The following is a 19,603-nucleotide window of genomic DNA, read 5'->3' on the forward strand; positions in this document are numbered from 1 at the left end:
AAAAATTCACCTGAAGCAATAAAAGCTCTCTTCAACTAAACAAAAAACTTTCCACTGCACAGGTAAATTTTTAATAACCCCCAATTAGCAGTAAGAAAGTTTTTCTAATTTCAAGCTAATTGCAGCATTAACCTGAAAGTTTATTAATCTTAGCCAGGTTAGCAAATATTAAAAAAGCTCCGGGAAGATTTGCCGGACACACTTGCCCAACACTTTTCGGAGCTTTTTAAACTTAAACCCGTTACTATCCGGTACAATTCCGGTAAGTCAGACGGTTTAAGCTAAAGCAAATATAAAACATTTTTCTTAATTACTTATTGCGCTAAATTATTGCGCCATAATTGCGCGGCGTAATTGCGCAAAACCGCGCAACAACATTGCAAAACCCTAATAAAACCAAGGATTAACACTACTCTATACTTTTGGCGCGCACTTTTTTAATCGCGCAATATTCCAAAGTAATTTCCTTTTAAAAACCGCGCAAAAAAAACTCTAACGCGCTATTGTTAATAATTTTTCAGAAAAAAGCGCGCAACACGTTGTTTTACAATCTTATTTCTCAAATCATTTATTTATTTTTAACTCATTAATATTGATTCAATAAGATTAAAGCGCGCGCAGTTGCATTATATATACGCAATTTGCGCGCCCATAACGCAAAGAAACCATAAATGCCTCTATTTCAAACATCCGTATTAAAGTCTCATTTAGCGCAACAAGATCATGGCGCAATTGCGCAACTCTATAAAAAGTACGCAGCCTATTTTCATAACATCACCATTCAGGAAAACATTAAAAACTCTAAAGAAGAACAGTACCAGGCCAAGTTTTTAGATGAACTGTTTGTAAATATTCTGGGCTATACGCTTAATCCGCATCCTGAATTTAATTTGACAACTGAGTTTAAAAACCAAAAAGGAGCCGGCAAAGCAGATGGAGCCATTTTAAAAGATAACAAAGCCATTGGTGTGATTGAGCTAAAAGGCACCGGAACCAAAGATTTAGAAAGCATACGCAAACAGGCCTTCGATTATAAGGCCAATCAAAAAGGGTGCGTTTACGTAATTACTTCCAACTTCGAAAAACTGCGCTTTTATATCAACGATGCCACCGAATTTTTAGAGTTTAACCTCTTTCAATTGGCACCCGAAGAATTTGCGCTGCTGCATTTATGTCTTCACAAAAACAATTTGCTCAATAATTTACCGCTTAGCATTAAAGAAGCTTCGTTGGTTGAAGAAGAACACATCACCAAACAGTTTTACAAAGATTATTCTGTATTTAAACGCGAGCTGTTTAGAGACCTGGTTAAGCGCAATGCCAAAAGATTAAAAGCAGACGCGGCGCAATTAAACAATAATGCGCAAGATGAAGTAATATCCATAGAGAAAAACGTTAAACTATCGCTATTTAAAAAGTCACAAAAGCTTATAGACCGTTTTCTGTTTATATTTTTTGCTGAAGACCGCGATCTGTTGCCGCCCAACTCCACCATTCAAATATTAGATAAGTGGAAAGCCGATGTTGACTTTGGAGACGAGCGGCCATTATACAACTTGTTTAAACAGTATTTTCACTTTTTAGATACCGGCAGAAAAGGCACCGGGTCCAGGGCCGAAATTTATGCCTACAACGGCGGCTTGTTTAAACCCGATACCATTCTCGATAACCTTGAGATAGACGATCAACTGCTATATAAACACACTTACCAATTAGCCAAATACGATTTTAGCTCTCAAGTAGATGTCAATATTTTAGGCCATATTTTTGAAAACTCACTAAACGAAATAGAAAGTGTTAATGCCGAAATTGAAGGCGGCCAGTTCGATAAGCAAACCAGCAAGCGTAAAAAAGATGGCGTTTTTTACACCCCCAAATACATTACCAAATACATAGTAGAAAACACCGTTGGCAAGTTATGCCAGGAAAAAAAAGAGACCTTAGGTTTTAAAGAAGAGGCCTATTTTGAAGTTAAAAAGGGCACGCAAACCAACACCAAAAAAGCACTGTTACAAATATTAGATGATTACCGTAACTGGTTGTTGCAAATTACCATCTGCGATCCGGCGTGTGGCAGCGGCGCATTTTTAAACCAGGCGTTAGACTTTTTAATTAAGGAGCATAGATATATAGACGAATTAAAAGCCAAGGTTTTAGGTGGCGGTTTGATATTAAGCGATATTGAAAACACCATTTTAGAAAACAATATTTATGGCGTAGATTTAAACGAAGAAAGCGTAGAAATAGCCAAATTGTCTCTATGGCTGCGCACTGCACAACCACGCCGAAAGCTCAACGATTTAAGCAGCAATATTAAATGCGGTAACAGCTTAATAGACGATAAAAAAGTAGCCGGCGACAAGGCTTTTAACTGGCAACAAGAATTTCCTCAAATCTTTACAAAAGGTGGCTTTGATGTGGTGATTGGGAATCCGCCTTATGTTAGACACGAATTAATCACTGAATATAAAGATTATTTAGCAGATAATTATTTGGTTTTTCAAAGCACAGCGGATCTTTACGTTTATTTTATTGAGAAAGGGCTGTTGATTCTTAAATATAACGGATTTATGGGTTATATAACACCAAACAAATTTGTAAGTGTCACTTATGGCAAAAATTTAAGAGAAATAATCGGTAATAAATACTGGATTGATAAACTTATTGACTTTGGTGAATTACCTGTTTTTTCTGATGCTGCGACGTTTCCCTTTATATCTATAATTAGGAATATTTCACCTTCAGCACCTTCAAAATTCGTGAAAATACAAAGCTTAAAAAATCTTGATATTGACATAGCTTTAAAAAATGACGGTATAATCGTATCAACAGAAGTATTTAAATTATCAGACTGGAGACTTATACCTGAAAACGAAGGTGATTTGTTAAAGAAAATCTCCATGGTAGGAGTTGAGCTTAAAAATTATTTAGAAGTACCTTTTTATAGGGGTATTTTAACAGGGTTTAATGAAGCGTTCATTATTAATGAAGTCACTAAATCAAAGCTAATTGACCAAGACAATAAATCAAAGGAAATTATAAAACCATTCGTTGACGGGGATGATGTCCGAAATTACCACCTTAGGAGCAAAAATAAATACATAATATTTACTAGGAGAGGAACAGATATTGAGAGATATCCAGCTATTAAAAAACACTTACAAGAGTTTTACGACAAGTTGGTCCCTAAGACTAAGAATACGGATAAAGTTGGCAGAAAAAAAGGTGATTATCGGTGGTACGAGATTCAAGATTCAATAAGCTACTTTAATGAGTTTGAAAAACCTAAAATTATTTACCCAGAAATTGCTAAAGAATCTCGGTTTACATTGGATTTAAACAAAGTTTATTTAAACAAAACTATTTTTTTTATACCAATAGAGGATTATTACCTATTGAGTATTTTAAATTCTCGCGTTGTTTGGTTTTTTCTATCTAATACCTGTACGGCCTTGGGAGACCCAAAGAACGGTGGTAGATTAAATATTCAAAAAGTTTATCTTGAAAAGACTCCTATTCCAAAAGATATTGATAAGAATATTCGCACTTACTTAGAAGAAAAATCAAAAACTCAATTAACACTGTGTACGCAACTGTATAACGACACAAATAAGTTTTTATTCTATATAGAATCTACATTGAATGTGGTTGACTTCAGTAAAAAACTAGAAACCTGGTATGGCTTAGAATTTTCAGAATTCATCACAGAGTTAAACAAAGCAATTAAAAAATCCGGCGGCGTTGCTTTGAGTAAAAAAGACGAGTTTGAGTGGTTAGAATTATTTGAAGACAACAAGAAAAAAGCGCAAGAACTGCGCGCGCAAATTGCGCAAACAGAAAAGGCCATTGATGATATGGTTTATGATTTGTATGGGTTAACCCAGGAAGAACGAGAGATTGTAGAGAATAGTTAATCAAATAAAACATATTAGTTGAATACTAAGAAATTCAAAATATTATCAATAGATGGAGGTGGTATAAGAGGTGTTTTCCCTGCATATCTATTAATGCTAATTGAATCTGAACTTGAAAAAAGAAAGGACGGAAAAACTAAAATATATCAACACTTTGATTTAATTACGGGAACATCAACCGGTGGAATAATTGCATTAGCTCTTTCTTTTGGAATACCAGTAAAGGAAATTTATGAGTTGTACTTGAATAATGCCAAAAGCATTTTTGGAAAGAAAAAAAGTTTTATTAAGCAACTATTTTTTGCTTCACATAAAAGTGATTTTTTAGAGAATTTGATAAAGAATAAATTTAAAGAATATAACCGTGGAGTTGATCCTAGATTAAAGGACTGCAAAACCGATGTATGTATTCCAATTTATGACCTAGTTAGAGGAAATCCAAGTGTATTAAAAACACCATACCACGAGGCTTTCAATCGAGATTTTCACATACCTGCTTATAAGGTAGCTATGGCAACTGCGGCTGCCCCAACTTATTTTAATCCTTATTCTAGTAATTATCTTGACTTGGATAATATTAATAAATCATTTATTAACAAAGTAGATGGAGGAGTAATGGCCAATAACCCAGCATTAGTTGCGTTTCTCGAAGCAATAAAAGCATTTAATGTTGATATTTCTGATTTGGAAATTTTTTCAATTGGTACTGGTTATAAAAAGTTTACAGATATTAATTTTAGAAAAAATTGGGGTTTATACTATTGGATGGGCAAGAATAATAGAAAAAGACTCATCGAATTGTTTATGCAAAGCCAATCTCAACTAGTGGCTAATTATATAAGCTTGTTACATGAAGGAATTGATAGAAGAGAAAAAGAGAATTTTGTCTATGATAGAGTAGATGTTGAATTGACCGAAGATAGTCTTTTGGAAATGGACGAATATGATATGAAATTAATTTCAAATTTTGCCGAATTAGCTTCAATTGAGTATCAATATAAAAAAACTGAGATTTTAAAAAGACATTTTTATTGATTATAAATTAAATTTTATGAGTAATCAAATATTATTACAAGTAGCACAGTATCTCGATATATCTCCCTCTGATTTCAAAATAGCGCAGGAAAGATTTAATGCAGTTAAAACTTGGTTAGATAATGGGATATATCGGTCAGGTTATTTGCCAGATGTATACCTGCAAGGATCATTTAGACTTGGTACTGTTGTCAGACCTTATTATAAAGATAAAGACGGGAATTTTGACATCGACCAAGTGTGTGAGTTAACAAAATATAATCAATTCAAATCCTCCGAAGTTTTAAAGAATGATATAGGTGATAGATTAAAAGAAAACAGTGATTATGAAAGAATGCTAGATGAAGAAGGAAAAAGGTGTTGGACAATTGAATATGCTACTGAAAATAATAGACCAGGTTTTCATATTGATATTTTACCAGCTTTAAAATCTAATGTAGGAGCATTACATAATATAGATATTACTCACAAAGAGAAAAACATTTATAGTTGGTCTACCAGTAATCCAAAAGGATATTATTTATGGTTTAAATCAAAAAATATTTATTCTTCTAGCTTTATTGAGTCACAAAGAAGTACAATTTTCAATGCAAATAGAGAATTATATGAAAGCAAGGAAGATGTTCCTAAACAGTTATTTAGAACTTCCTTACAACGCTCAATTCAAATAATGAAGCGACATAGAGATGTCCATTTTATTGATAAAGATTTTAAACCAATTTCAATAATAATAACAACGATTACTACACAAGTATATAATTCTGAAAGTAATATTATACAGATAATAGATGAGTTTATAAATTACACGTTAAGTCGAAATGAATTTTTAATAAAAAATGGTTATTTAAATAATGACAACATACTTGATTATTCAAACGGTAAATGGCAAATACCAAACCCTGTTGACTATGGTAGACCCGAAAGTGAAAAAGAAAATTTTGCAGACCGTTGGAATATGGAACCAAAATTGGCAAATGCATTTTTTGAATGGTGTCATCAATTAAAAAGAGACATGAATAGTTTTAAGAAAAGTGGGCTTTCAGATAGTTTAAACCTAAAAACTAAGTCATTTGGGATTGGGGAAAAAGTCGATAGAATTTTAATTAAAGAAACCTATGATCTATTTGAAAAGGGTTTGGGTCTATTTTCTTCTGGTAATCGGGAATTGTTAGAGTTAATTCATTTAGGAATTGAGGGTAAAACTGAATGGGAACCAGTTATAGAATTAGCCGAAAGATTTTATCATAAAGCAAATGAAGGAGAAGGGAAAGATGTCGCTAAAGTGAATTATTACCAAATTTTTAGTCATAGAGGAAAGTCATTTTCTGATAAAGCAAAAGCGGATATTTTGAATATTTTAAGAAGAAATAGTCATTCAGCTTCCTTTGTTTTATGTTGTAATCTCTTGCTTGGTACTGCTAATCAGCAGATGATAAGGGCGTGTATGAAAGAGTTTCATTATGAAAATATTTTAGAGTGGCCTATAATAAGATTGTACAATAATGCTTTCATTTTAAATTAGATACTGCTGTTAGCTGACTAAAAACCTAATTTTTTTTTGATTAAATGATATTAATTCTAACAAGTAATTATTATAAATGAATCCATTTGTAACGAAAACGACTAGAAATGGTAAAAGCACATTTTGAAAACATAAGACAGACAATTTTAAAGGAGCTCGATGAAGCGAATGAAAGTATAATTGTTGCTATTTATTGGTTTACAAACCAGACCTTGTTTCAAAAATTAATGGCAAAACTATCTCAAGGACTAAAAGTTGAGTTGATAATTCATAACGATTATATTAACAATCGTGAATTTGGACTAGACTTTCAAAGCTTTATTGATTGCGGAGGGGACTTTTATTTTTCTGACACCTTCAATCCGATGCATAATAAGTTTTGTGTTATTGATAAAAAAACACTAATTAATGGTTCCTATAATTGGACTTATTACGCTGAGGATCGAAATAGAGAAAATATTCTTCTAATTAAGAATGAAAATGATACTATTGATGCCTTTATCTCAGAGTTTGAAAGACTTAAATCTATGACGAAAAGGGTTGAAAAAATTCGACAACTAACAAAGTTTGAAGTTGACGAATTTAACCTATTGAGAGCACGGGACTACTTAGCTAACGATATTGTGTTTGAAGCAAAAGCAACAGGACGTAAAGAGATAATAGAAAGTGCATTTCAGATAGCTCCTGGGAACATTGAAGTTCAAAAGACAGCGTTTGATCTTAAATTAACAAGACGACGCAAGTTAAAGTATTCGATTGGTTCAAGTCTTCAACATAATAAATATTTAGTGATTGTTCCAAAGGGTACTTTTATTCCAGTAACGAAAACTGAAATTGTTCAGACGAGTGTGGATAATCAAACAAGCTCAACTGCAACAATCCATTATGGGGAAAAACCTTATGCAAGTCAAAATACCGAGTTTGCTAGAATGACTATTAGAGGACTACCTAAAAAACCGGCGGGACAGGCTAAGATTAAATATTACTTTACGATTGATTTAAATGGAATCTTAAGCATGGAAAAGTTTTCATTAGATAATGGTGTGGGACAGAGAATCAACAAAGAAATAACATCGCTACTTGAGGAAGAACCGGAATAGCTCCAAAGTTTAATAATGTTTTAATGTCAAAATCAAACAACATTGTTGAAGCATTTTATTTTTATTAAATGTATAACCCCATGGTAATATCTAATTAATTGAATAAAGAAATTCAGAAATAGGATAATTGGAAAAAAGCATACATTATTTCGTTAAAAATGTCAACCAAAATGTCAACCATAAAAATAAAACCCTGTATATCAATGTATACAGGGTTTTTTGGCGGAGAAAGAGGGATTCGAACCCCCGGAGGTGTGACCCTCAACAGTTTTCAAGACTGCCGCATTCGACCACTCTGCCATTTCTCCAAAACACCTAGCGGGCTTGCCCGCCAAGGCGCTGACTTCTGTCGGTGCGCAGGCGGGTGCAAATATAAAACCCTTTTTAGTACTTTCAAATAAAATAGATTAAAAATTATATTGAATTTTAAGTGGTTAAAATTCAGATTAAAACATCAATAAATCATTTGTTTTTAATAAAATAGATAGATTTTATTTTGGGTAAATGCATGCCTATATCGTAATTTTGCTCATAAAAATTAGCTGTGAATACTATAGATAAATTAAAATGGCGCTATGCCACAAAAAAGTTTGATACCACCAAAAAACTTAGTTATAGCCAAATCAATACTTTAAAGGAAGCGTTTAACCTAACTGCAACCTCTTACGGATTGCAAACTATGAAATTGATTGTGTTGGAAGATTCTCAAAAGAGAAACGATATTTTGCCGGCAGCCTACAATCAAAAGCAAGTGGTAGATGCTTCGCATTTGTTGGTGATTTGCATTCAAAATGAAGTATCTGGAGATGATGTAGATAGTTATTACAAACAACTTCACCAAGAGCGCCAAACGCCCAATGAAATTTTGGAGCCTTATAAAAATCAGCTTAAAGGTGTAATACAAAATATGAGTGAGGCCAATAGGGAAGAATGGACCATTCGTCAGGCGTATATTGCGCTGGGAAATTTAATGACGGTTTGCGCTTTTGAAAGCATAGACAGTTGTCCGATGGAGGGTTTTATTCCTTCAGAAGTAGACAGAATTTTAAATTTGAATGATTTCAACCTTAAGTCGGTACTATTACTGCCTGTTGGATTTAGAGCCGAAAACGATATGTTTGCATCGTTAAAGAAAGTTAGAAAACCATTAAACGAGGTAATTTTAGAACTTTAAAAAAATATTTCTATGCCCGGATTTGAATTATTTGGAGATCAAGAACGACATGAAGTTAACGACGTGCTTCAAAACGGCGTTTTAATGCGTTATGGTTTTGACGGTATGCGCAACGGGCATTGGAAAGCCAAAGAACTCGAGGTGCTTCTTCAAGAAAAATTAAAGGTAAAACACGCTCAGTTACTTAGCAGCGGTACGGCAGCAGTTACGGTGGCTTTGGCTGTTTGTGGCGTTGGAGCAGGAGATGAGGTCATCATGCCAACCTTCACTTTTGTGGCGAGTTTTGAAGCCGTGATCGCCTTGGGTGCCATTCCGGTATTAGTTGATATAGACGACACACTTACTTTAGATCCGAAAGCGGTTGAAGCAGCCATTACAACCAAGACTAAAGCGGTAATGCCGGTACACATGTGTGGGAGTATGGCGAATTTAGATGCCTTGCGTGACATTTGTGTCAAACATAATTTAAAACTTGTTGAAGATGCCTGCCAGGCCATTGGTGGTACTTACAAAGGCAAATATTTGGGTAGTATTGGCGATGCCGGTACCTTTTCATTCGATTTTGTGAAGACATTTACTTGCGGCGAAGGTGGTGCTGTTATTACAAATAACGTTAACTATGCCAAATTAGCTGATCAGTATTCCGATCATGGTCATGATCATCAAGGAAACGACAGAGGGGCAGAAGAACATCCTTATCTGGGTTATAATTACAGAATTTCTGAACTGAATGCTGCAGTAGGTTTGGCACAATTTAAAAGATTCGACGAGTTTATTCAGCTTCAAAAAAAGCACTATACCATTATTAGAAATGAACTTTCAAAGATCCCTGAAGTGATATTTAGAACTGTTCCTGCAGGTGGTGAAGAAAGTTACGCCTTTATCAATTTCTTTCTGCCTTCACTGGAAATTACAAGAAAAGTGGCAGCCGCTTTTAAAACTGAAGGTATTGATGCTTGTTTTCATTACTACGATAACAATTGGCATTATGTGCGCAGATGGCAACATTTACTGGAAGCCAAAAGTTTGTTTCCTCTTTCATCAGAACTGACAGCCGGTTTAGCCAAGTTAAACCAGCAAGAGTTTAAACAATCAGATGATTTTATTGGAAGAAATTTATCGTGTTTAATAAAACTTGGATGGACAGAATCTCAGGTGCAGGAGCGTGCTGAGAAAATGGCTGGAATTATTATAAAATCTATTTAATAATTAACATATTCCACAATCTCCAAACCGTAACCAATCATACCAACACGCTTCGTTTGTTGCGAATTAGATATAAGTCGCAATTTGTGAATATTCAAGTCGTGCAAAATTTGAGCACCAATACCAAAATCTTTGGCATCCATTTCAATTCGCGGTGCTTTAATGAGTTTTCCTTCGGTTTGTTGCTCTTTTAATATTTGAAGGCGTTTAAGCAAATTAACCGATTCAGGTTGCTGGTTAATGAAAATGATAGCACCTTTTTTGGCATCGCTAATAACCTTAAACATATCGTCTAACTTTTCATGGGCATTGTTGGTTAATGTACCCAGTATATCGTTGTTAACTAATGTTGCATTTACGCGAGTTAATACAGGTTCGGTTGAGGTCCATTCGCCTTTAGAAAGTGCAATGTGTATTTGATTATTGGTGGTTTGTTGATAGGCTCTTAATCTGAAATTCCCAAAACGGGTCTCCATATTGAAGTCTTCCTTTTTTTCAATAAGCGAATCGTGCCGCATTCTGTAGGCCACTAAATCTTCAATTGAAACAATTTTGAGGTTGAATTTTTTGGCTACTTTCATTAGCTGAGGTAATCTAGCCATAGTACCGTCTTCATTCATGATTTCAACAATAACCCCGGCAGGTTTAAATCCGGCGAGCCTTGCAAAATCAATGGCAGCCTCGGTATGGCCGGTACGTCTTAAAACGCCACCTTCTTTTGCAACTAAAGGAAAAATATGTCCGGGTCTCGCTAATTCAAATGGTCTGGTGTTTTCATCGGTTAAGGCTTTGATGGTTTTAGCCCTGTCTGATGCCGAAATACCGGTGGTAACCCCATTTCCCCTCAAATCTACCGACACTGTAAATGCAGTTTCCATAGGGTCGGTATTGTTGTGCACCATCATGTGCAAATCCAATTCTTTACAGCGTTTTTCAGAAAGAGGCGCGCAAATCAAGCCGCGTCCATGCATGGCCATAAAATTGATCATTTCGGGAGTAACTGTTTCGGCAGCTGCCAGAAAATCGCCTTCGTTTTCACGGTTTTCATCGTCAACTACAATGATGACTTCACCATTTTTAATAGCTGTAATGGCTTCTTCAATGGTGTTTAGCTTAATTTCTGTTTGACTGCTAATTGTACTCATACCCTAAATTTGGCGCAAAGATAGGCCTTATTTTATACTTTTTATAAAGTTGCGATCAAAGTCGGTTTTCATTTGATAATTACTAAAATACAATACCAAAGGACAGAGAATTAGGCCGAATAATAAGAGTAAAAATCTTGATTTATGCTTTTGTTTGGCGAGTTGGTAGAATTTACCTCTAAAAATATTTGAAACTACATAATAGAGTAAAAAGAAACCAAAAGCTACAAAGGCCAGATCTTTTGATGCCAATGCCAACTCAGGTAATTTGTTATTATTAAACACAAAATGTAAAACTGTTAACACCAAACCTGTGAAGTATCCCGCCATTGCTGGCTTGGTATAATCTTTGTATTGACTGTAATTGTAAAGTAACGATTTAAAAGATGGATTTTCACTTGAAGTTTTAATTTTATATTCCTCAAACGCATCTTTCTTCAATTCCAGTAATTTGAGCGTAATAAGTTTTTTATCGGTTGTGGCTGTGTTACTTTGGTCTTCTAAAATTTCAATGAGTTGGTGACTTTTATAATTTTTTAGATAATTTAAACTTTCACCATCTAATTCGATATTTTCTAATTTATTACCGAAACCAAATAGCTTTTTAATGGGTTCTGTAATGGTGTCAAATTCAAATAAACCACGATCTTTCGTGGCTCTTGAGGTAAGATAAACACTTAATGGTAACATCACCAAAGTTGACACCCAACTACCAATTAAAGGATTGAGTGTGCCATTTTTTGCGCTGTTCTTAGCGAAAATTCCTAAAAAGTGATAGGTTAAAAACAACACAATGGCAATAACCATAGGCAAACCAATACCGCCTTTTCTAATTAAAGCACCTAATGGTGCGCCAACAAAGAACAAAATGATACACGCAAATCCCAAAGCGTATTTATCATGCAATGCAATGATATGGTCGTTTAACCATTTGTCTTTACCGGCAAAAGTTTTGCCGGTACTTTCTAAAATCTGTATTGAAGTATTTAGTGTATTATCAACCAGATTTAAAATTTGCACCTTTGCTTTGGTTTCAAATAAATCTAAAACCGGTCCACTATAAAGTATGGTGTCTTTTGGGTTAATGTTGGTAGGTAGGGCTGCTGCGGTACTTCGGTTGTACATTGTATTAGCAAGCGATTTCTTATCAGAACTTTTTACTTCATACAAACTATCAATGGTGTATCTTAAACCTTTTACATCTAGCATGTTATATCTATCTGTAAATGATTTTTCCTCAAGATCTACATTGTTTAAACCTTCTAAATCTACATTAATAATATAAGTATCGAAAGCACTTTTAGCATGTGGCTGATTTTGTTTTCTACCGCTTCGTTCGTTGAGGAGTTCTTCGTAATAATGACCATCTTTTAATTCAAGTTGAAGAATATTAGAATCTTCGCTACTAATTAGTTCACCATCCTTTGATATAATTGCAGTGTAATTTCCTCTTCTGGAAGTTTTTTGTTTGTGAATTACTACATTGTGGAGGTACTGACCTCTATCACCTGATTTACTTTCGACATAAATATTGATATCGCCAATTTCATTAAATTGACCTGAAGCTATAGCCATGGCAGGTTTTACTTTGGCGATGTTTCTCCGTAAATTATAAGATTCAAATTCAGACCAAGGAATCACCTTATCAGCAAAATAAAAAGCTAAAATAGCAAGTCCGATGGTGAAGAAAGTAAGGCTTCTCATGGCACGCTGTAATGAAATACCGGTTGATTTCATTGCTGCAAACTCATAGTTTTCTGCAAAACTGCCAAACACCATAATAGACGATAGCAAGACCGTTAGCGGGAGTACCAGAGGCACCATTTTTGGTGTAAAATAAACGAGAAATTTTGCCACCACAATCAGATCGAGGTCTTTCCCGGCCAATTCTGTGATATATAACCAAATGGTTTGAAGTACAAAAATGAACATTAAAATAATGAAAACACTAAAAAAGGTTTTCAAATAGGTGGTTAAAATATACCTATCTAATATTTTCACTTTTGATTTAAGTTTATAACGTTAAAAGAATGTAACGCAGGTTAGTCAATTTTATTGATAAAATAGCCTTTGTACTTTTCTTTGTCAAAGCTAAAGAGGTTTTTTGGTAAAGCTTCGTTAGTTTTTAAAGAATTAACGGTTAAGGTTGTTCTTGTACCGTTTTTACCAATTTCAATGAGGTTGTAAATGTGTTTGGTATTGGCATCAATTCCCAATAAAATATAACTGATATCCGAATTACTGTCTATTGGAGTTAATTTTACATATTGAATTTTTCGGCCACTAATGTTTTGAACAATATCCATGGCATAACTGTAGCCATCGGTGTAAAACGACAACATTTTGTTGGGTGTGATAGTACCTTCATCATCAGAATTATTACTTGAAATGGTAACTTCCTCGTCATCCGGACTTATCGTATACAGCGTTTTGCCATCAAATATTCTTGTAGCGCCTAAAATATTTAAAACGTATTTTTCACCTTCAAGAACAACACTACCACGAGTTTCCTGAGAAATATTTTCGCTTTGGTTGTTAAGTGCGTACTTAAAATCAATGGAAATATTTTTATAGGTTTTAATTTTTGTGCTCACTTCCTTAAGCAAAGCTTCAGCTTTATCGGCATTTTGAGCCGGTAATGTAATCCACATCAAACCTATGATGATGTACGTTGTTATTTTCATTGTGTTTTTATTATGCAGTTTCATTGTCTAAAAATTGATGTAACGATGCGAGATCTGTAAAGAGCACTTGTCTGGCTTTGCTTCCTTCAAACGGTCCTACTATGCCAGCAGCTTCAAGTTGATCGATGATGCGGCCGGCACGATTGTAACCTAGTTTCAACTTACGTTGTAATAAGGAAGCCGAACCTTGCTGTGCAGTAACAATAATTTCGGCTGCTTCTCTAAACAACTGATCTCGGTCGGCTATATCTATATCAAGACTTGTGCCACTTTCCTCGCCTACATACTCTGGTAATAAATGAGCATCAGGATAGGCTTTTTGTGAGCCAATAAAGTCGGTAATTTCTTCTATTTCAGGAGTGTCAACAAATGCACATTGTAGTCTTATCATGTCATTACCCTGGGTGAAAAGCATATCTCCACGTCCTATTAGTTGATCTGCTCCTGAATTGTCTAATATAGTTCTTGAATCTATTTTAGAAGTTACTCTAAAAGCTATTCGCGCAGGGAAGTTGGCTTTTATAATACCGGTAATCACGTTTACCGAAGGTCTTTGCGTGGCAATTATTAAATGAATACCAATGGCCCGTGCCAGCTGCGCCAAACGAGCTATGGGCGTTTCTACTTCCTTACCTGCTGTCATGATTAGGTCGGCAAACTCATCAACAACCAACACTATATAAGGTAAAAAGGCATGACCATCGTTAGGGTTGAGTTTTCGGGCTTTAAATTTGGCATTGTATTCGGCAATATTTCTGCAAGAAGCGTTTTTAAGCATTTCGTAGCGGTTATCCATTTCTATGCATAACGAATTTAAGGTGTTGATAACCTTATTATTATCTGTGATAATAGCTTCTTCGCTATCGGGTAACTTGGCTAAGTAATGTCTTTCGATTTTATTGTAAAGTGTTAATTCTACTTTTTTAGGATCCACAAGAACGAATTTAACTTCGGCAGGATGTTTCTTGTATATTAACGAGGTAAGTACGGCATTTAGCCCAACCGATTTTCCTTGTCCGGTTGCACCGGCCATCAACATGTGCGGCATTTTTGCTAAATCTACCACAAAAGTCTCGTTGCTTATGGTTTTACCCAACGCTATGGGTAAAGCCATATCTGACTTCTGAAATTTTTGAGAGGCAATTACCGAGCGCATCGAAACAATGGTGGGTTTTTTGTTTGGGACTTCAATACCAATGGTGCCTTTTCCGGGAATTGGCGCAATAATTCTAATACCTAAAGCCGAAAGCGATAAGGCAATATCATCTTCCAGATTTTTAATCTTGGAAATTCTAACACCGGCTTCCGGAACTATTTCGTAAAGCGTTACCGTTGGACCAATGGTTGCTTTGATGCTATCAATGCCTATTTTGTAATTGCTGAGCGTTTCAACAATTTTATTTTTGTTTTCCTCCAGTTCGTCTTGATTGATGGTAATACCTTCGGTATCATACTTCTTTAGCAAATCAATGGGTGGAAATTTAAAATTGCTAAGTTCAAGTGTTGGATCAAACTGCCCAAAATCTTCAACCAGCTTACTGGCAAGATTATCGGTTTCTGATGTTTCTTCTTTTATGGCTTCAATTTCGATAGAAAGTTCGTTGTCGTTGCCTTCATTTTTAGCTGTTTCTGTTTTAGGTTTGGCAACTTTAATTTCGGGTTCAAGGTCGAAATTGGTGTCTTCTTCGGTGTTATTTTTTAAATATGCCTCTTTAATTTGCTGTGCCTCATCACTTAAATTATTGTCAAAGGCAACAACGGTTTCTTCTTCATTATTTTTAAAATCTTCTGAAATGGCCCTTTTACTGCGTTTGAACCAATTGACAAACGTTTCTGCCGTGAATTTTAACTTTATGGCTGCAAACACAATAAGTCCGAAAAGTAAAATAAAAACAGTTCCTATTTTACCAGTGTAATCTTGGAGTAATTGATTGCTTTCGTAACCTATAACACCACCAAGAAATCCTATGTGATGAGCAAAAAAACCAAAAAATGTAGATAGCCATACCACGGTTAATAATCCCCAAATCCAATGACTTCTAAGTTTACTTTTGTTAATATCGAGTGCAATGTAAATCCCCGTTAAAATTATCAAACCGGCAATTATAAATGCGGCAATACCAAAACCTTTAGTGATGAATATGTCGCTAATCCATGCCCCGAGCAGACTGGTCCAGTTTTGAGCTTCAGGAGTGCGGTTTGGAAACTCATTTACAATACTTTGATCTATTTTATTTGTAAATAAATAAGATAAAAAAGAGATAAACATCAAGGCACCAAGCAGCATAAACAAACTTCCAAATATAAGTTTCTGTTGACTGGATAACTTAAAACTTGGAAGCTTAAATTTTGATGCAGATGTCTCTTTTTTTGTACCGGTTTTTTTAGCCATTTAAACCATTCATTATTTAACAAAAATACAAATTACTAACGGTTATCCTAATGTTAGATTGTGTTTAAAAAATCTTAGGAAAGTAAATGATTATTGCTGTAATCACGGCCATAATGGACGCAATAAAAACAGCACCGGCTGCAACATCTTTAATAAGACCAATTTTTTGGTGGTGCTCGGGATGAATAAAATCTGCCAAATGTTCAACTGCTGTATTTAATCCTTCAACACTCATTACCAAACCAATCATGGCAATTTGAAACAGCCATTCGGTTTTGGAGATATTAAAATAAACTCCGGCAAGCGTTACTAAAATAGCAATGCCCAGCTGGAGTTTAATACTGTTTTCGGTTTTAATGAGAATAACCAATCCTTTAAATGCAAAACCAACACTTTTGAGTCGGTTTTTAAAAAAGGATTCCTTTTCAGACATCATTGTTCGAGCTTACAGAGCCGCTAATGCTGCCTCGTAATTGGGTTCGTCAACAATTTCACCCACTTGTTCGGTATGCGTAACATTGCCATTTTCGTCAATAACAACAACGCATCTGGAGTGCAGTGCTTGTAGCGGACCGTCAATAAAGGTTAAACCGTAGGTATCGCCAAAATTTCCATCTCTAAAGTCTGAAAGGCTCACCACATTTTCTAAACCTTCGGCGCCGCAAAAACGAGCCATAGCAAATGGTAAGTCTTTAGATATACACAAAACTTTGGTGTTATTTAATGATGAGGCTTTTTCGTTAAAAGTTCTCACCGATTGTGCGCAAGTGCCGGTATCGATACTTGGAAAAACGTTTAAAACCAGCTTGTGTCCTTTAAAATCGTTTAAACTTTTTTCTGATAAATCGGTTCCCGTTAATTTAAAATTGGGTGCTTTGGTTCCAACAGCAGGTAAACTGCCTTTAGTGTTGATTGCATTGCCTTTAAGTGTTACTGTAGCCATAATTTTGTGTTTTTATTTATCTTAATTCTGCACCTAATTCTTCTTCAAAATTAGATTTTAGTTTATTCATTATTTTATCTATTTGCTTATCTGTTAAAGTTTTGCGCTCATCTTGAATGGTAAAACTCACTGCGTAACTTTTTTTGCCTTCCGGAAGGTTTTTACCTTCGTATACATCAAATAAATTGACCTTCTTTAGCAGTTCTTTCTCCGTTTTAAACGCCAAATTATAAACAGATTCAAAATTTACCGCCTTATCTAAAAGCAGCGCAAAATCTCTTCTTACTTCAGGATATTTGGGAATGGCTTTGAACAAAATCTGATTGTCTTGTGCTAATTTTAATAAAATATCCCAGTTAAAATCGGCATAAAGCACATTGGTTGTGATTCCAAACTGTTTTAAAACTGATGGTTTTACCAAACCGAACTCTACGATTGTTTGCCTGTTTAGTGTTAACGCCAAACCTTCAGAAAACACACTAGCTGTTGTTGGTATTGACTGTATATTTAAAATTCCCAATCTGGTTAGCACACCTTCAATGATACCTTTAAAATAGAAAAAATCGCTTGGTTTACCGGGATTTGTCCAGCTTTCAGCGGTTTTATTACCGGTAACAAATAATCCTAAATGCTTGTATTCTGAATAGTTATCGGTAAACTTGTGATAAGTTTTTCCAAATTCAAATAATTTTAAATCGGCTTGCTTTCTGTTCAAATTGTGCTCAACTGCTTCTAATCCGGAAAATAAAAGCGATTGTCTTAAAATTCCTAGCTCAGCACTCAACGGATTTAAAATATGAACATTATGCTCTGCTTTTAAATTTTCGTCAAAGCCTACATGTTTTTCATGTGTTAATGAGTTGGTCATGATCTCATAAAAACCTTGAGAAACCAACTGATTTCCAATAATCTGTTGTAGTTTGTAGTCTTCGTATTTTGAAGCGCTGCTCACAGAAGCATTAAGTTTTTCGCTGGTTTTAATGTTGTTATAGCCGTACACTCTAAGAATTTCCTCAATCACATCGGCTTCTCTCGTAACATCATTTCTGTAAGCCGGAATTGTAAGCCCTAATCCGGTTTCGGTAACGTTATTTACTTTAATTTCTAACGACGCTAAAATAGATTTGATCGTTTCTTTGGGTAATTCTTCACCAATTAAATTTTTGGTGTTTTCAAAATTGAGTCTCACCTGGCAATCTTCTATTTTTTTAGGATAATAGTCGAGTGCATCGCTTGAAATTTTTCCACCGGCAACTTCAACAATCAACAATGCCGCTCGTTTTAGTGCGTATTCGGTAATATTTGGATCAATACCTCTTTCAAATCTAAATGAGGCGTCTGTGCTTAAGCCGTGACGCTTAGCTGTTTTTCTAATGCTAACAGGATTAAAATAGGCGCTTTCTAAAAACACCGAATTAGTTTCTGCTGTAACGCCCGATTCTATTCCGCCAAAAACACCGGCAATACACATAGGTTTATCGGTATCACAAATCATGAGGTCTTCTTCGTGAAGTTCACGTTCTATACCATCTAAAGTTATAAATTTAGTGCCCTGTTTTAGTGTTTTCACTACCACTTTAGTGCCTTTAATTTTTGAAGCATCGAAAGCGTGTAATGGTTGCCCTAATTCGTGTAACACATAATTAGTAACATCAACCACATTGTTAATGGGTTTTGAACCTATTGCTTTGAGTCTGTTTTGCAACCACTGTGGCGATTCGGCTACTTTTAAACCGCTAATGGTTAAGCCGCAATAGCGCGGACAACGCTCAATGTCTTTAACGTCGATATCAATTTTTAGAGACCGATTCTCAACATGAAAAGCGCTCACGGATGGCGTGATAAGTTCCAACTGAATTTCTTTTTGTAACAGTCCGGCCTTTAAATCTCGGGCAGCGCCATAATGACTCATGGCGTCGGCGCGGTTGGGTGTGAGACCAATTTCAAAAACCTGATCGTTTTCAATTTTAAATAATTCGGCACAAGAGGTTCCCGGTTTTAAAGCAGCATCTAAAACCATAATACCTTCATGAGATGTTCCCAAACCAAGTTCGTCTTCGGCACAAATCATACCTTCACTAACTTCACCTCTTATTTTTCCTTTATTGATCGTCCAGGCTTCACCTTCGAACGTGTAAAGGGTAGTGCCTATGGTGGCCACAGGCACTTTTTGTCCGACCGCCACATTTGGAGCGCCACAAACAATTTGAAGCGGTTGTTTGTCACCAATATCAACAGTTGTTACTTTTAGTCTGTCGGCATTTGGGTGTTGCTGGCATGTTAAAACTTCGCCTACCACAACGCCTTTTAATCCGCCTTTTACAGATTCAAATGTTTCAATACCTTCAATTTCCAGACCTAAATCTGTTAATAATTCGCCAGTCTTTTCTGCAGGCCAATTGATATTTATAAACTGCTTTAGCCAGTTGTATGAAATTTTCATGTTCAATGATTAATTGCCGCGCAAAGATAACAAATCAATGCCGTT

The 19,603-nt window shown here is 35.2% G+C and carries 13 protein-coding genes and 1 tRNA gene; 6 read left to right on the forward strand and 8 right to left on the reverse strand.

Annotation, left to right across the window (positions count from 1 at the left end):
• Window positions 1–671 precede the first annotated feature (671 nt).
• The 4 genes from FJ651_RS09050 to FJ651_RS09065 all read left to right on the forward strand — a co-directional run bounded on the left by FJ651_RS09050 (window position 672) and on the right by FJ651_RS09065 (window position 7,571).
• Complete coding sequence (locus FJ651_RS09050; RefSeq protein ID WP_140990195.1) at window positions 672–3,914, forward strand: Eco57I restriction-modification methylase domain-containing protein; 3,243 nt, start codon at window positions 672–674, stop codon at window positions 3,912–3,914.
• Window positions 3,915–3,932: 18 nt separating this feature from the next.
• Window positions 3,933–4,949, forward strand: coding sequence for a CBASS cGAMP-activated phospholipase (locus FJ651_RS09055; RefSeq protein WP_140990196.1), 1,017 nt, complete (start codon window positions 3,933–3,935; stop codon window positions 4,947–4,949).
• Between the two features lie 16 nt (window positions 4,950–4,965).
• Window positions 4,966–6,471 (forward strand): nucleotidyltransferase domain-containing protein, encoded by a 1,506-nt coding sequence (locus FJ651_RS09060; protein ID WP_140990197.1) that lies wholly within the window; start codon window positions 4,966–4,968, stop codon window positions 6,469–6,471.
• A 107-nt stretch (window positions 6,472–6,578) separates the two neighbouring features.
• Window positions 6,579–7,571 carry a phospholipase D-like domain-containing protein gene (locus FJ651_RS09065; protein ID WP_140990198.1) on the forward strand — a complete coding sequence of 331 codons (993 nt, stop codon included), beginning with the start codon at window positions 6,579–6,581 and terminating at the stop codon, window positions 7,569–7,571.
• Between the two features lie 220 nt (window positions 7,572–7,791).
• On the opposite strand, the gene FJ651_RS09070 is transcribed toward FJ651_RS09065, so the two are convergent.
• Window positions 7,792–7,879 (reverse strand) — tRNA-Ser (locus FJ651_RS09070).
• Window positions 7,880–8,115: 236 nt separating this feature from the next.
• Between FJ651_RS09070 and FJ651_RS09075 the strand changes: the two genes are divergently transcribed.
• Together FJ651_RS09075 and FJ651_RS09080 are read left to right on the forward strand one after the other, a co-directional pair.
• Window positions 8,116–8,745 carry an NAD(P)H-dependent oxidoreductase gene (locus FJ651_RS09075; RefSeq protein WP_140990199.1) on the forward strand — a complete coding sequence of 210 codons (630 nt, stop codon included), beginning with the start codon at window positions 8,116–8,118 and terminating at the stop codon, window positions 8,743–8,745.
• A gap of 12 nt (window positions 8,746–8,757) precedes the next feature.
• Entirely contained in the window at window positions 8,758–9,951 is a 1,194-nt protein-coding gene (locus FJ651_RS09080) for a DegT/DnrJ/EryC1/StrS family aminotransferase (protein ID WP_140990200.1), read from the forward strand.
• On the opposite strand, the gene ribB is transcribed toward FJ651_RS09080, so the two are convergent.
• The 7 genes from ribB to pheT all read right to left on the reverse strand — a co-directional run bounded on the left by ribB (window position 9,948) and on the right by pheT (window position 19,558).
• Entirely contained in the window at window positions 9,948–11,096 is a 1,149-nt protein-coding gene (gene ribB, locus FJ651_RS09085; protein ID WP_140990201.1) for a 3,4-dihydroxy-2-butanone-4-phosphate synthase, read from the reverse strand. The two genes, FJ651_RS09080 and ribB, sit on opposite strands and share 4 nt — an antisense overlap.
• A gap of 27 nt (window positions 11,097–11,123) precedes the next feature.
• A complete protein-coding gene (locus FJ651_RS09090; protein WP_140990202.1) occupies window positions 11,124–13,097 on the reverse strand; it encodes an LptF/LptG family permease in 1,974 nt (657 codons plus the stop codon).
• Between the two features lie 41 nt (window positions 13,098–13,138).
• Window positions 13,139–13,780 carry a LolA family protein gene (locus FJ651_RS09095; protein ID WP_140990203.1) on the reverse strand — a complete coding sequence of 214 codons (642 nt, stop codon included), beginning with the start codon at window positions 13,778–13,780 and terminating at the stop codon, window positions 13,139–13,141.
• Between the two features lie 10 nt (window positions 13,781–13,790).
• A complete protein-coding gene (locus FJ651_RS09100; protein WP_140990204.1) occupies window positions 13,791–16,172 on the reverse strand; it encodes a DNA translocase FtsK in 2,382 nt (793 codons plus the stop codon).
• 64 nt (window positions 16,173–16,236) lie between these two features.
• Entirely contained in the window at window positions 16,237–16,605 is a 369-nt protein-coding gene (locus tag FJ651_RS09105; RefSeq protein WP_140990473.1) for a diacylglycerol kinase, read from the reverse strand.
• 12 nt (window positions 16,606–16,617) lie between these two features.
• Window positions 16,618–17,115 (reverse strand): thiol peroxidase, encoded by a 498-nt coding sequence (tpx, locus tag FJ651_RS09110; RefSeq protein WP_140990205.1) that lies wholly within the window; start codon window positions 17,113–17,115, stop codon window positions 16,618–16,620.
• Between the two features lie 16 nt (window positions 17,116–17,131).
• Window positions 17,132–19,558 carry a phenylalanine--tRNA ligase subunit beta gene (gene pheT, locus FJ651_RS09115; RefSeq protein WP_140990206.1) on the reverse strand — a complete coding sequence of 809 codons (2,427 nt, stop codon included), beginning with the start codon at window positions 19,556–19,558 and terminating at the stop codon, window positions 17,132–17,134.
• Window positions 19,559–19,603: the final 45 nt, after the last annotated feature.

Origin of the sequence: Paucihalobacter ruber (genome assembly GCF_006494535.1) — a bacterium.
Taxonomy (GTDB): Bacteria; Bacteroidota; Bacteroidia; order Flavobacteriales; family Flavobacteriaceae; genus Paucihalobacter; species Paucihalobacter ruber.